The sequence below is a fragment of the Vibrio sp. J383 genome (assembly GCF_023503985.1).
In the GTDB taxonomy this organism is placed as follows: Bacteria; Pseudomonadota; Gammaproteobacteria; order Enterobacterales; family Vibrionaceae; genus Vibrio; species Vibrio splendidus.
In genome coordinates this window covers 1,354,502-1,368,977 of record NZ_CP097293.1, presented here as the reverse complement: position 1 = coordinate 1,368,977, position 14,476 = coordinate 1,354,502, and the positions used below count along the sequence as shown (strand labels likewise).

The 14,476-nt window shown below is 44.4% G+C and carries 12 protein-coding genes; 8 read left to right on the top strand and 4 right to left on the bottom strand.

Features of this window, described 5'->3' with window-relative positions:
* The first annotated feature begins 65 nt into the window (after positions 1–65).
* Positions 66–1,796, top strand: coding sequence for an amidohydrolase (locus M4S28_RS06215; protein WP_249632513.1), 1,731 nt, complete (start codon positions 66–68; stop codon positions 1,794–1,796).
* A gap of 98 nt (positions 1,797–1,894) precedes the next feature.
* On the opposite strand, the gene M4S28_RS06210 is transcribed toward M4S28_RS06215, so the two are convergent.
* Together M4S28_RS06210 and M4S28_RS06205 are read right to left on the bottom strand one after the other, a co-directional pair.
* Complete coding sequence (locus M4S28_RS06210) at positions 1,895–2,383, bottom strand: hypothetical protein (RefSeq protein WP_249632512.1); 489 nt, start codon at positions 2,381–2,383, stop codon at positions 1,895–1,897.
* A gap of 322 nt (positions 2,384–2,705) precedes the next feature.
* On the bottom strand, positions 2,706–4,049 hold the full coding sequence (locus M4S28_RS06205) for a CAP domain-containing protein (RefSeq protein WP_249632511.1): 1,344 nt from the start codon (positions 4,047–4,049) through the stop codon (positions 2,706–2,708).
* A gap of 405 nt (positions 4,050–4,454) precedes the next feature.
* Between M4S28_RS06205 and M4S28_RS06200 the strand changes: the two genes are divergently transcribed.
* The 6 genes from M4S28_RS06200 to M4S28_RS06175 all read left to right on the top strand — a co-directional run bounded on the left by M4S28_RS06200 (position 4,455) and on the right by M4S28_RS06175 (position 11,473).
* Entirely contained in the window at positions 4,455–5,717 is a 1,263-nt protein-coding gene (locus tag M4S28_RS06200) for a metal-dependent hydrolase family protein (protein ID WP_249632510.1), read from the top strand.
* 258 nt (positions 5,718–5,975) lie between these two features.
* Positions 5,976–7,385 carry a cation:dicarboxylate symporter family transporter gene (locus M4S28_RS06195; RefSeq protein WP_249632509.1) on the top strand — a complete coding sequence of 470 codons (1,410 nt, stop codon included), beginning with the start codon at positions 5,976–5,978 and terminating at the stop codon, positions 7,383–7,385.
* 95 nt (positions 7,386–7,480) lie between these two features.
* Positions 7,481–8,953, top strand: a complete 1,473-nt coding sequence (locus M4S28_RS06190) for an FAD-dependent oxidoreductase (protein WP_249632508.1) — start codon at positions 7,481–7,483, stop codon at positions 8,951–8,953.
* A 127-nt stretch (positions 8,954–9,080) separates the two neighbouring features.
* A complete protein-coding gene (locus M4S28_RS06185) occupies positions 9,081–9,503 on the top strand; it encodes a rhodanese-like domain-containing protein (RefSeq protein WP_065205599.1) in 423 nt (140 codons plus the stop codon).
* Positions 9,504–9,607: 104 nt separating this feature from the next.
* The gene (locus M4S28_RS06180) at positions 9,608–10,054 is read left to right on the top strand and encodes a pentapeptide repeat-containing protein (protein ID WP_249632507.1); all 447 of its coding nucleotides are present in this window, start codon (positions 9,608–9,610) and stop codon (positions 10,052–10,054) included.
* Between the two features lie 168 nt (positions 10,055–10,222).
* Positions 10,223–11,473, top strand: a complete 1,251-nt coding sequence (locus M4S28_RS06175) for an esterase/lipase family protein (RefSeq protein ID WP_249632506.1) — start codon at positions 10,223–10,225, stop codon at positions 11,471–11,473.
* Between the two features lie 103 nt (positions 11,474–11,576).
* Here the strand turns inward: M4S28_RS06175 and M4S28_RS06170 are convergent, their stop codons facing one another.
* On the bottom strand, positions 11,577–12,461 hold the full coding sequence (locus M4S28_RS06170; protein WP_249632505.1) for an SMP-30/gluconolactonase/LRE family protein: 885 nt from the start codon (positions 12,459–12,461) through the stop codon (positions 11,577–11,579).
* 99 nt (positions 12,462–12,560) lie between these two features.
* Between M4S28_RS06170 and M4S28_RS06165 the strand changes: the two genes are divergently transcribed.
* Positions 12,561–13,457 carry a LysR family transcriptional regulator gene (locus tag M4S28_RS06165; RefSeq protein ID WP_339385606.1) on the top strand — a complete coding sequence of 299 codons (897 nt, stop codon included), beginning with the start codon at positions 12,561–12,563 and terminating at the stop codon, positions 13,455–13,457.
* 683 nt (positions 13,458–14,140) lie between these two features.
* Here M4S28_RS06165 and M4S28_RS06160 read toward each other — a convergent pair.
* Positions 14,141–14,470, bottom strand: coding sequence for a winged helix-turn-helix transcriptional regulator (locus tag M4S28_RS06160; protein WP_029225959.1), 330 nt, complete (start codon positions 14,468–14,470; stop codon positions 14,141–14,143).
* Between the last annotated feature and the right edge of the window lie 6 nt (positions 14,471–14,476).

The following is a 14,476-nucleotide window of genomic DNA, read 5'->3' as shown; positions in this document are numbered from 1 at the left end:
TAGAGTTTCACACTTGCCACTCGCTTTCTATACTTACTAAACAGTGGAACATGGAAGACATAATAATGAACAACAAGCTCACTCTGCCACGCACTGCATGGATAGCATTACTCGCAAGCTTTACCGCCGTAGCGCCCGTTCTTGCACAAGCCAACACTGTTGTTCAAACACAAACAGCAGTTCAAGACCAAAGTGCAGACCAAATCTTTACCAATGCTGATATATACGGGCATCGTGAGTCGGACTCGATCGCTACCCATAACGGCAAGATCATCTTCATCGGTGGCCACTTGCAAGCGAAAGCTTTTCAAGGGCAGAATACCGATGTCATTGATCTAGACAATGCCTTTGTCCTTCCCGGGTTCATTGACAACCATAACCATGTGTTTGAAGCCGCCTCAGAGCTGGGTGGCAATTGTGAACTCGACTCTGAAGCAACATTAGAAGAGCAAATCCCCTACTTAGAAGCGTGTAAGATCAATGCTGATACCGATGGCAGAGGTTGGCTAATGGGTTATGGGTTTTCTCTTGAGTCGACCCTCGATAGCGACTCTGAATATGCACCACTAGAGATCATCGACAGTATCTTCCCGGATCGCCCAGTGGTGATCATGGAGCAAACTTCACACTCAATGTGGGTCAACTCTAAAGCACTGAAAATTGCCCGAATCAGCCAACAATCGCCTGACCCACAAGGTGGCGCTTATTTAAAAGACCAAGACAGCGGAAAGCTCAATGGCATCTTATTAGACAATGCTGGCGATCAAGTGATGGAGATGGCTTGGAACAGCCAAAGCGAACTGTTTGAGCAAAGCTACCAAGGGTTAATATTCGGACTTGAGGAAGCCGCTGCGCACGGCATTACCACCATAGGTGACGGCCGGATGTATTGGAAACGAGGCTGGTATGACGTTTGGCTAGAAGCGGAGCAAAACCAAGATTTGACGGCTCGCGTTTCATTACGCCCTTGGGTTTACCCATCAATGGCGATACCCTCTCAATTAGAAGTCTTCGAGAAGATGTATTCAGATGATAAAAGCCGTCTGTTGCTCGTCGATCAGGTAAAAATGTACAGCGATGGCATCTTCATTAACGGTACAGCAAAAACACTCGCGCCCTATTTAGATACCTATCTGCCACAATCTCCCAATGGCCTAAACTATATTCCACCAGCACAGATGAAAGAGTGGCTCACCGCGCTCGATAAAATCGGCTTTAGCGCTCACATTCATGCTATTGGTGATGGCGCCGTTCGTGAATCCCTTGATGCAATCGAAAGTATCCGAAAACAAGGTTCGCAAAAACCCTACACCCTAACCCATGTTGAATTAATCAATAATGAAGACGTTCCCCGCTTCAAACAGCTCAATGTCTCGGCGGATTTCCAAGTTGGGTCTGATTACGTAGCCAAGCATCAACACCAATGGGCCGAAGCCTTCCTTGGTGCTCGCCGCGCCAAAGCCATGATGAACCTAGACGCGATACTCAAGACCGACGCCAATATCACCCTGAGCAGTGACTGGAACGTACACGACATCAACCCATTGGTCGGCATCGCGAACAGCTTAATCATGGGAAAAACAGGCCTAACCGATATCTACACAGCCATCGACGCTTATACGCTCAATGCAGCCAAAAGTCTTGGAATAGAAGACGTCACGGGTTCTATTGAGGTTGGCAAATCAGCAGACTTCGCGATTCTCGACCGAGACATCACCACAGTGTCAGCAAGACAAATAGCCAAGACTCAGGTGTTGATGACGGTGTTGCGAGGAGATGTGGTTTACGAAAAATAGAGCCAACAGCGCATCGAATTGGTTATCGCCACATAAACGAAAACGAGCCAGCTTAGTCAGCTGGCTCGTCTGTTATTCACATCTGTATTTTAGTTCTGTTACACGTTGGTCTCTTTTAGTGCTTTCACATTTGAATCTTGTTTATCATCCAGAGCAAAGTAAATCTTCGATACAACCACTTCAGCAATAAGAATCGTAAATACCACGGCGAAGAACGCTACCACACCGCCCCAAGGGCCTGTGAAGCTCACCTTGTCACCGAACATAAGGTTTATCGCTTCTAGCATGACGAATTTTGAGCCAACAAGAATAATGTATGTCGACAGTGCTCGGTACACCTTAGGCGCCGTTCCAGATTTCTGTTTAAAGTAATCCGCTACCTTGTGCTCTAAGCCAATAGAGAGCTTCAACAATAACTGCAGTAACAACGCTGCTATCAAAGAAATAGTGAAAGATTCAATGTTGACGAAGTCCCAGTACTCATCGAAAAAGTTAAGCACGACTAAGTCCACCAGCACGGCTAACGTGTAACCTACAAATAGGCGTTGTGGTGTGTTGAACCCGTAAACTTTGTCTGATTTAGTCATTCTGTCTCTCTCTAATTTGATAAGTAGCCTTGATTTGAAATACATCTTAGCGTTCGAATCGAAGCAAAACTTACCATTTCATGACACCACTCAAAATCATTCACCACACAAATGAATCGTCATAGTGTCTTCGCGCCTCCACCGTCAGTAATCCTGATCGCCCACGTATCACTGTAGAGTAAAATGGCACTATGGAGCAAAGTGCCACTGTCGAGTAAAGTTCCACTCTCGAGTAATTTTCTACTACCAAGTACCTTCCACTACCAACTAAAGAAAGAATAGAGACGCTAAATGGATGACCCGTATTTAAGCAATGAGTGTGTTAGTTGAAATCTTGCGTCCAATAAGACACCTTTGATGCATCTGACTTACTGGCTTTGTATCCAATCCCCATCTTTGTGTGTCGGCTATTCATCACGTTTTGGCAGTGACCTTCGTGACCAACCCAACTATTAAGACCAGCATTGTTAACTTGCCCATCACTTCGCGGACTGGTGTAACCAAAAATAGGAATCACAACCGAATTGGATGAGAGGACAAACGCATTCTGACCAGAACTGTTCACAACAAAGTGACCTTGAGCATCTCTTAGGTATTGCTCATCTGAGTTCAACTGGGCGTTAGTCGCCGTGTTATTGTCCCAAGCGATAGGAGCTACAGGTGGGTAGTTACCACTCGAAAACGATGAACCAAAGGCATCACAATAACGTTGTGTCGACCTCGCACAATTTGTCGAGATAACAGATTGGTACTTGAGACTGTTCTGGCTAAGATCTTCTGGAATATTCACAATTCGGCACCATTTTTCATCGGCAATGCCTTGACCGGGCATCCCCCAAATCGCACCATTCAATAATTGATTTGTATCTAGTGAAGCGAAATCGATGAGAGTGTCGCTATTAAGCTGACTTAGATCCAAATCGATCTTTCCAGATGAAGTGTTCAACTCAAAGATCGAAGCTCCAACCGCCTTGGCTGCTACGTTAATTTTGTCGCGCTGTAATAATTCCCAAGAATCACCAAACCGATCTTTTGACTGCTCTCCATAAGCTTGAGCGATAAAATCGTAAGTAGGTAAATTAGACTCTATCCCGCTCCCATCTTTAGAAACTACGCTGCCAACGGTTTCAAATTCCAACGAACTGTCGAACACCGCATCGTTAAACACATACGATCCCAAGTGCTCACTAGAACAAGAGTTACTTTGCATATCATATCGATATTCAGAAATTATACCGTCCACAATTAACTGATGATTTTTTCTTTGCGTGCTTAACCCTACAGTTTCATAACAGTGCCAATCGTTAACAAAGTTACTGCCATTATCGATAACGATTGTGGGTACTGCGATAGTCACATCAACCTTCTGAGTATCTCCACTCTTGAACGCAGGCAGCTCATTTTTGACGGCAATAGATGAGAAATTTCTGATTGGACCCGTTTTTTCGATAAAGCCTTCGATAGCAAAAATCATATTGTTGCTAAGAGCTTTAATGTCAGGCTGCTGAGAGGTAGATGATGAGCCGGTATTACTTGGATTACTTGGATTACTTGGAGCATTAGCGTTGTTAGACGTTGTGCTGTCACCCCCTGATGAACTTTCTCCGCCACAACCTGTAATAATCAGTGCTAAAAGGGCGACTGCCGAGATATTTTGTTTTTTCATGAGTTAATCCTTAACCATATATTTTTCTTGATGTAAGGATGTTGCCTCATAGAACGAACTTAAATTTCAGACCAATGTCAGAGCCCCCAAATACTGACACCGATTTTACATTTTATAAGATACTGTCAATTTAACGTTCAATTTATAAGCCAATGAACTCATTCAGTATTTTCCTTAAGCCTTCCGTTTCAGAGCCAGTTACAGTTCGGTAAATTGACTCTCAACACAAGGTGACGACGATTTGAAATACACCTTAACGGTCGAATAGGAAAAACTTAGAAATATAGAAAAGCACCAAAAGATAAGTCTCGTCATTGCTTGTCACCAAATGGCCATTCTTCAAATGCTGCACCCCATATTATTACTCCATCAGCGACACACACTCATTTCCAAAAGGTGCAGACTATGAAAAAGCTAATCACTAACGCGAACATATTTAACGGTGTTGATAACAACTTAATCGAGAACGTATCAATCCTCATCGAAGATAACTTGATCACTCAGATTGGAGAGGTTGACCCAACGATTGCCGATGAAACGATTGATGCTCAAGGCGGTACGGTCATGCCAGGCCTGATTGATGCGCACGTTCATATCACGCTATCTGCCTCTTTTAATGTCATTGATACAATGACTCGTGAAGAAGTGGCGATTCGCTCAGCAAAGATTTCAGAAGAGATGTTGATGCGCGGCTTTACCACCATTCGTGATGTGGCGGGCAACACGCTTGGCCTTAAGAAAAGTATCGATAACGGCTACGCAACCGGCCCTCGTATTCTTCCTTCAATGGCGGCGATATCTCAAACCTGTGGTCACTCCGATTACCGTCAAAACCAAGCGCAAGAACGATTAGCCAATGGACACGAAGACTCGCCAATGATGAAGCAAGGCGCAATGAAAGTGGCAGATGGTCGCTCAGAAGTCTTGAAAGCCGTACGTGAGCAGTTATTCATGGGTGCTTCACAAATCAAAATCATGGCTGGCGGCGGTGCATCATCGACCTTCGATCCGCTAGACACACTCCAATTCACATCAGACGAGATGAAAGCCGCCGTTGAGGCTGCTTCGGATTACGGTACTTATGTTGCCGCGCACATCCACACCTCCGATGCCATGCGTCGAGCAGCCGAAGCGGGCGTGATGTCTTTCGAACACGCAACAATTATGGATGACGACATTGCCGAGATCATCAAAGAGAAAGGCATTTGGGTGATTCCGTCTTACTTTACCTCTTCACTGATTGCAGAACGCAAGATCCCACTGCCAAACGAAGAAACCTATCGCAAGACAGAACGTGTAGGTAAAGCCATGTTCAAGTCGGCAGAGCTAATTAAAAAATACGACATCCAGAACATCGCTTTTGGTACCGACTGTGTTGGCGAAACCAATGTGCATGCAACTCAGCTGAATGAGCTTGGTGCAATTGAGCAAGTGTTCGATACCATCACTGCACTTCGCATGGCGACATCAAACTGCGGACGCTTGTTCGAGATGTCGACTTACCCACACCCTTACCAAGAAGGCAAGCTAGGTCAGATTGTTGAAGGTGCGTATGCCGACCTATTGATTATCGACGGTAACCCACTTGAAGGCGTGGCATGTGTGGCAAATACAGAGACACAAAAGCTGATCATGAAAGACGGCAAGGTATATAAAAACAGCCTTTAGTTAAGAGCCTAAATATTAAAGTAAACAACCTAAAGATCAGAACAAACAACGGTGCTATGGCGGATTCGTCATAGCACCGTTTTCTTATTTGAAAATTAATTGAGATTTTTTACCGTCTTTTTTTATCAAGCTTCGTCTTACAGGTATTCCTTCACTGGACAATGCTTCAATCCTGGTGCGCCTTTGGTAAACGACGCCTCACACACGTTATGTGCCCCACTCCAGTGATTTTATTTGATGTAGATATAGGAGCTTAAAATGAGCTTTACGTTACTGGCACTGAGTGCCATTTTTCTCGGCTTTTACGTCGTGTTATCTCGCTTTAAAAAACAGAAAAAAAGCTTCAACTTCCGCGTTCTTAGCGCACTGGTTGGCGGCCTTCTGTTTGGTGGCATTATCCAAGTAGTACTGGGCACCGACAGCGCGGCTGGCTTGCAGTTCTCAGAGCTTATCTCTTTGTTCGGTAATGGCTACGTCAAGCTACTCCAGATGATAGTAATACCGTTAGTGTTTGTTGCCATGACAGCTTCCATCATGAATGTAGAAGGCACCAGTGCACTCTCGAAAATCGCACCTAAAGTGATTGGCGTGTTGATTTTCACCGTGGCTATTTCCGCAGTAATCGGAATTGCGAGTATCTACTTGTTCAACATCGACGCGAACAGCTTAGTCAATGCAATGGGAACTAGCACTGCCATTGAAGCGCGCAGCGATAGCCTGCTATCGACTCAAGAGCTGATGTCGAACAACACCTTCACAAGCTTGGTGTTGTCTATCATCCCGACCAATATTTTTGAAATGCTGACTGGCGCAGAAAGAACCTCAACACTATCGACGGTTCTATTCGGTATGTTCCTTGGTTTTAGCATTCTCCAAGTGAAAAAGCGTAAGCCAGAGAAAGTGCAAAGCTTTGTTGATTTCATCAATGCAGCAAAAGAAGTCGTGCTATCGATGGTGCGAGAAATATTAAAGCTTACCCCTTATGGCGTGTTCGCTTTGATGACCAAATTCATGATGAACAACGATTTATTCGCACTCTCAGAAATGGGACGATTCGTTATCGCAAGCTACGCAGCAATCGCGGTGATGTTTGTGGTTCACCTTGTGCTTGTAAGCTTATTTGGTTTGTCTCCGAAGATATTCGCGAAAAAATCTTGGCCTGTATTGGTCTTCGGCTTCGGTTCTCGCTCAAGCATGGCCGCCATTCCACTAAACGTAGAAACCCAAACTCAGCGCCTTGGTGTGGATGAAGAAACAGCCAATATGTCGGCGACATTCGGTACCAGTATTGGCCAAAACGGTTGTGCCGGTATTTACCCAGCAATGCTCGCCATCATGGCAGCGCAAGTAATGGGTATCCCAATTGACCTGAGCTTTGTCCTGCAACTTATCGCCGTGATTGCTATTGCTTCATTCGGTATTGCAGGCGTCGGTGGCGGCGCAACCTTCGCAGCGGTTGCCGTGCTAACCATCATGGGACTAGACATCACAATTGTCGCGATACTGGTATCTATTGAAGCCTTGATTGATATGGCACGCACCGCTCTCAATATCTCTGGGTCGATGTTGTCTGGTGTTCTTACTGCTAAGACTAACGGCTCATTGAATACAGAACAGTACAAAGCGCAAGCCCTGTCGAATACGACCAATGGCGAGATTCCAGCTTAAGTTTTTAACTTAACGTCAGTCGTTTCAAGTCACTCAGAATCATCCCAATAAACACAGGGCGCGAATGCCGCGTCCTTATAAGAAGAAGTACCACTATGAAAATCGTAATTTTAGGTGGCAGTGCTGCTGGTATGAGCTTTGCTGCCAAATACAAAAGAAACCAACCCACAGATGACGTTATTGTCATTGAAAAACGCAGCTACCTTTCGTTTGGTGCCTGCGGCTTACCCTACTTTGTTGGCGACAAGTTCCCAAATACAGATCGCATGATCTCTCGCACGCCGCAACAAGCCATCGATTCCGGACTCGATGTTCGTATCAATACTGAGGTTGTCGCCGTGAACGCTACTGAGCAAATCATCACAGTCAACACGCAAGGCGAACCACAAGATATTTCATTTGATAAGTTAATCATCGCGACAGGTGCGCGCCCTTTAATTCCAGACTTGGCGACATCTTTCCGTGTTGGAAATACTGAACGTGTTGACAATACTGATACTGATATTGCTGATTCCAATAACACCGAGCATGTTTACACACTCACTAGCATGGAAGATGGCGTTGCCGTGAAACAAGCCATGCTCACAGTAGATAAACCTCGCGTTGCAATCATTGGTGCAGGTTTTATTGGATTAGAGATGTTCGATGCGGCGCATGACTTAGGAAAAGACGTCACCATTATTGAGCGCGAAGCGCACATCATGAGCCGCCAATTCAGCCCAGAGATGATCTCCGACGTCGAAGATGCCATTCGTGACACAGGAACCAGCCTGCTGACCAATACCCAAGTCGAACACATTGAACGTTTTGCTTCAAAAGACAGCGGCGAAGGAAATAGTGAGAAAACGAGTTATCTGCTTACGGTGAGCAAAACTCAATCCGCGACCAATAACACTAACGAAGCCACTAGTCATTCAGCAGAACCTGAATACACCACGATTCAAGCCGACATTGTGATTCTGGCGCTTGGTTTCAAACCTAACACCGAGTTGTTTGACCTGCCAAAAATGGGCAACGGTGCGTTATTAGTCGATAAGTTTGGTGCAACGTCAGTACCGAATATTTACGCGGTGGGCGACTGCGCGACGGTTCATCATTTAACGCTTGATGAACCCGTGTATTTGTCACTCGCCACCACAGCTAATAAACAGGCTCGAATGATGGCCGACAAATTGGCAGGCAAAGAGACCTTCCTTGATGGTTTCTTAGGTTCATCGTCTTTGAAAGTACTTGATTACGAGCTTGCTAGCACGGGCATTTCTCATTGGATGGCAAACCAATACGCAGTGCCAACCAGTACCTCTGTCATTAAAGACAAGAACCAAACGGATTATTATCCCGGCCAAGAAGACATCAAGATAAAACTTGCTTACGACCCTGAATCTAAACGCCTTTTAGGCGGCGAAATTGTCGGTAAGAAAGGCGCTGTCGCTCGTTTAAATGCATTAAGCGTTGCGATTACCGCAGGCATAACGACTCAGCAATTGGGTTACCTTGATTTCAGCTACGCTCCTCCTTTTGCACGAACATGGGACGCGCTGAATGTGGCGGGCAATGTTGCGAAATAACAGTCTCAAAATAACCAGACGAAATAGCTGCCTTGAAGTAACCAAACTAGATAACGAATGAAATAACTAAGTGACACCGCAACACAAAACACAGAACCGTCATCCTATTTTAATAAGAGAGAAAACCATGGCACAAACCATTACCAAAGGCATTAAAGCCCTAAAAGAAGAAGCCTACCAAGTCGTTGAAGATATGTCGGTAGAAGAAGCAATAGCGCTATTCAACGGCAGCGACGACAAACAAAACACACTTGATGACTACGTGTTTGTCGATGTGAGGGAAGCCGAAGAAAGAAACAAGCTTGGCATTATTCCCGGCGCATTCACTTGCCCAAGAGGCATGTTGGAATTCTTGATTGACCCTGAATGTCCCGTTCACAATAAGGTGTTCAACCAAGACAAAACCTACGTGTTCTATTGTGCCCACGGTTTGCGTTCTCTTTACGCTGCCAAGATGGCCGCGGAGATGGGGTTAAAACCTGTTAAAAACCTCGCAGGTGGCTTTGCTGCTTGGGCGGAGCAATCGGGTGACATTGAACTTCCGATTTAGTAGAACTGTCTATTAAATAAGGCTAACGACTAAACAAAGCTTTCAGTTAATGAGAGCCCACTGGTGACTAGAACAGCGGGCTCAATAAAATGATGGTGTGAAGTATGAATACCTACACTCAGCAAGAGCTTGATTCTATTCTTGAACAACACAAACTGTGGCTAGAAAACCAAGGCGGCGAAAGAGCGCAATTACGTAATGCCGACCTAAGCCACTTAGCACTCAAAAGCCTAGACCTGCGTTGTGCCAACCTAATCCGAGCCAACTTTAGTGGCGCCGATTTATCAGGCACAAATATGAATGAGGCTGACATTACTTACGCCAATTTCAGCCACGCAAACCTGAACAATGCGACGTTCCGCGATGCCGATTTACGAAACGCAGACATGAGCCACGCACAAATGCTCAACGTCGATTTGCATCGTGCGGATCTATTCCGTATCGATTTCAGTCACGCTAATCTCAATGATGACGCGTTGAATCGAGTAGACCCAAACAATACCATCATCAAGCTACGCAACCCCAACCAACAATGTTTCGCTTCTGAGTAGGAGCAACAAAGCAACGATATCAAATTTTCCAACAGCCGAAATCGGCGGGGCTTCAAGACAAGATACGCTCAAACATAATGGATAAGATGACTCTCTGCTTTATTGCTACTATTAAACACAGGTTTTTGATTTATGGATGAATCGGGTTGATTTAAGGATGAAATTAGAATGAGGCGATTACTTACTGCACTATTTTTCAGTTCAGCATTGTTACTCAGTTCAGTGTTATCAGGGTGCAGTAACTTTAGAAACCTGTCTAATGAGATAGAAGCTATCGACTCCATAACCAATCAATACATGGTTACCTTAAGTCAACCTGCCTCCGGCTCTGCCGTGGTGATTGAACAAGTGAAAGACATCAATAAAAGCGAAGTGGATGGCTACGATGGCATCATAGACAGTGACAGCATTCACTTGCACGTATCAAATAACGTCCACTACCTACTTATCTTTGAAGATAAAAATCAAGATCTTACCCTACAAGCCAATGAAGCTTTCAGTGTGGTAAAACTTCGTTCTTATAAAGACAAATCAACAATAGAAGTCTCATTATCCGTTAATGAAAATGAAGCCCCAAGTGCGTTTGTTGATCGTTCGTTATCTTCGCTATTGAAAATAGAATTAGACCTCGTTGATATAGGCACCGTGGCAAATTTAACCGATCCTCCTTTTGAGAAAGGGAACGCAAAGCTCGGTATGTGGCAACCGCTGACATTTTTGGTCGAAGGTAATGCAGGTCTCTATTTTTTATCTGAATATGACCCAGCTAAAATCCCGATCGTATTTGTGCATGGGATCAATGCAACGGCTTTAGATTTCTCCCCTCTCATTGGAAAAATAGATCAATCTAAATACCAAATATGGGTGTTTAACTACCCTTCAGGTTTATCTCTATCTTTGAACTCGAGAGGCTTAAATAACCTGTTACACACGGTGGTGACTGAATATAAGATCCAACAATTACATGTTGTTGCCCACAGCATGGGCGGCTTGATCGTAACCAACAGTATTCGTCAATGCCGAATCGGACAGCTATGCGACTTTGTAAGCAGCGTAACCACCATCTCTTCGCCGTTTGGTGGTGTTGAGTCTGCTAAACAAGGAATGGAGTACTCCCCCGTGGTAATGCCTGCATGGGTTGATTTAAATCCAGACGGAAAATTTATCGCTGACTTATTCATTGATAGCGGTGAGATTCACATACCCCACTTTTTGGCCTTTGGTTATAACTCGGGCGAGCTATTTAATACCAGCAGTAACGATGGAGTAATCAACCTTTCGAGCCAATTATCACGCCCCGCTCAATTGAGCGCCGACCAAATTCGCGGTTATAACGAAAACCATTTAAGCATTTTGAACAACGATGACCTGTTTGAAGATATGTCTGATTTTTGGTTAAGAGCAGAGCAAGAGAAATAAACTGCGCAAGCCTTACAACACAAAAAGGGACTGGCACATCGACCAATCCCTTTTTCTTTTCAATTATCCCATCCTGAAATGCGTTTACGAATGGTGTAATTTGTTACTTAAGCTTGAACAGCAACACTTTGTTGTATGCCGTCACCATCAGTAAGTCTTGTTGTTTCCCGCCAATTTCTAGGTTGCTGATATGGCCCGCATCGATAGCAATGAAGTCTATTTGCTTACCGTCTTTATCGAACACACCCACACCACCATGCGCTGCAACAAATAGGTTGTCATCAGCATCAACAGCAACACCATCAACCATAGGTTCAGAGCCAGACTCCGCTTTCACTTGGGCAAACTGAGTCTTATTGCTGAGTGACAGTCCATCAACATCAAATCGGTATACCCAGCCATCAGACGTGTCGGCAACGTATACCGAAGATTCATCAGAAGAAAAAGCGATGCCGTTTGGTAGCTTGAACTCTCCCGTGATCAGCTTTAGATCACCATCTAGGTAGCGATAAACACCGTTAACCGGTTGCTCTGGTTCTGCCTTTGCTGGGCCGTAACCTTGGATACCAAACGGAGGATCGGTAAACCACACGCTACCATCGCTATTAACGGTTAAATCGTTCGGACTATTAAGCAGCTTGCCGTTATAAGTAGCAGCGACAATCACTTTCTCTCCGTTGCCCTGACGGTACGACAGCTTTCTATCATGGCGAGCAGCCCAAAGATTGCCTTTGGCATCAATATCAAGACCATTGGCATAGCCAGAGTTGTCATCAAAAACGCTTAAATTGCCGTCAAGACCGTAAGAATAGGTTGTGTTATTTGGAATATCGCTAAACAAGAAACGTTGATGTTTCACATCCCATGTTGGGCCTTCAACAAAGCCAAATGAGTCTCCAACCAGTGTTGGGGTGCTTTCTACAACAGAGGCAGCTGAAACATTCATAGAGGCAGTCATTGCAGCAGTAATAAGTAGTAATTTGTTCATTGTACTTCTCCTTTTTGTTTACGTTTTGAATCTTAGTTTCTTGAAGGAGCAAGAAAAACAGTACAAAATGACTTCACTGTTTACTAAATGGTGTTAATGATGAATTTGACTTATATGCAGACCTTCTTGACTGTCGCCGAAGAGCAAAGTTTCACCAAGGCCGCTGAAGTGTTGGATGTATCGAAAGGTTTGGTGTCTCGGCATGTACAACGACTCGAAGAAACCTTGAATTCTAAGCTGTTTCACAGAACGACTCGTTCTATCAGCCTCACGGAAGTGGGCGAAGAGTTGTATTCAAAAGCGAAGCAAATTCAACTGTTGGCAACCGAAGCTGAAATGCGCGTATTAGACATGACGCAGGAAGTAGCAGGCGATTTAAAAATTACCGCGCCGATAGAGTTTGGGCGTGCGCTTTGTCGTCATATCATCCCTACTTTCAAGCAAGAGTACCCAAAAGTGGATTTGATTCTCGACTTTGGGCCGATGAAAAAGAAGATAGAATCTGGCGACTTTGACATTGCTTTCCGAGCCTACGATGAACTGCCTAATGATGTGATTGCCAACGATCTCGGGCACATCCGCAATGTCCTAGTTTGCAATGCCGATTACGCATCGACTAATCCACTCTCCACCACCAAAGACATCCACAAATGCAGCTTCATTCTTAACAGTCAAAATGAACGATGGAATCAGCTGGAGTTAATCAATGGCGCACAAACCTACCATGTTGAAGTAACTGGAAGCGTTAGCTCAAATACTTACAGTTCAATTTTAGAGTTAGCGATGCAAGGGATAGGTGTCGCCAGCCTGCCGTTCTATCAAGTTGAAGAGCAGCTCAAACAAGGTGAACTTATTCACGTGTTCCCAGAATGGTCGATAAAAGCCCAAAAGCTAAGCCTTATCTATGCTCAAAGAAGGGTCACACCGCAGAAGTTGGTCACTTTTAACCGAGCGGTAAAAGAGTGGTTGGCATCGAATAACGCTTATACGTTGTGAGCTTTAGAACGCTAAATCTTTCAATTGGAACGGACGTGCGTTCCATTCATATCAGGCTCAATCACAATACTTTTCAATAGCTGATGAGCTGACGTGTGTTCGCCTGTTTTGAAACACCCTCCCCCTCAAGTTGCGTTCATCATCCCTGTAGATTGGCGACCTAAGGGGAGAACCTTCTTTACCGCTGAATATGTAACTGTGCATGTAACGATTGGCATTCTGTTCCTCCCCTTTCCACGAACCACGATGAATCGAAGATGCAAATTAAGGGGAGGTTAGGAGGGGATCTAATTATGAGCTAACACGGATTTGCCCCAAAGTTTGTTTCAGCTGACCTACGACTCAGTTAACTGAACCACAATTTGACTTATTTTTTCTAATATCAAGTGTATGGCTGAAGTACTGCTCAATGCTTTTTCTGATTTGAGACTTTAGCCTCGCATTCTCATTTATCGTCGGATTTCGTTCATCAACTTGCTTACCATCTTTACTTTCTTTCTTCTGTGTATACACAGTCAATTAGGTTTAAATGTGGCAGGTTTTGTTGGAACTGATAGCTCGCTTTGATGTGATGGTGAAATAAAAAACAAGGTAATATACTCAACTTTTTAATGAGTTATGGTAGGTTAATTGAAAGTTAGGCTGGCGATAAAACGAGCCGGCCTGTTATTAAGAATGTTAGGCTACTTTGATATTTTATCTTCCCAACCAGCAGCCCAATCTCTCAAAGGGTTGAGTGTCTTCATTAGGGACAATCCTAATTCTGTTAGTTTATAGCCTTCTGATGTTGTAAAAACCAATTTAGCTTCAGTCAATTGCTTAATCCTAGTGTTTAAAACAGAAGGAGACATGCCGTCACATCGTTCTTGTAATCCTCTGAAACTCAAAGGACCAGAGTTAAGTTCCCACATGATCCTCATATTCCACTTTCGGCCTAACAGATCGAATAAAGCCATGATTGCTACACCCGAACTCGATCCTCTTACTAATTTTTTAGGTAATGGTGTTGTCATAAATGT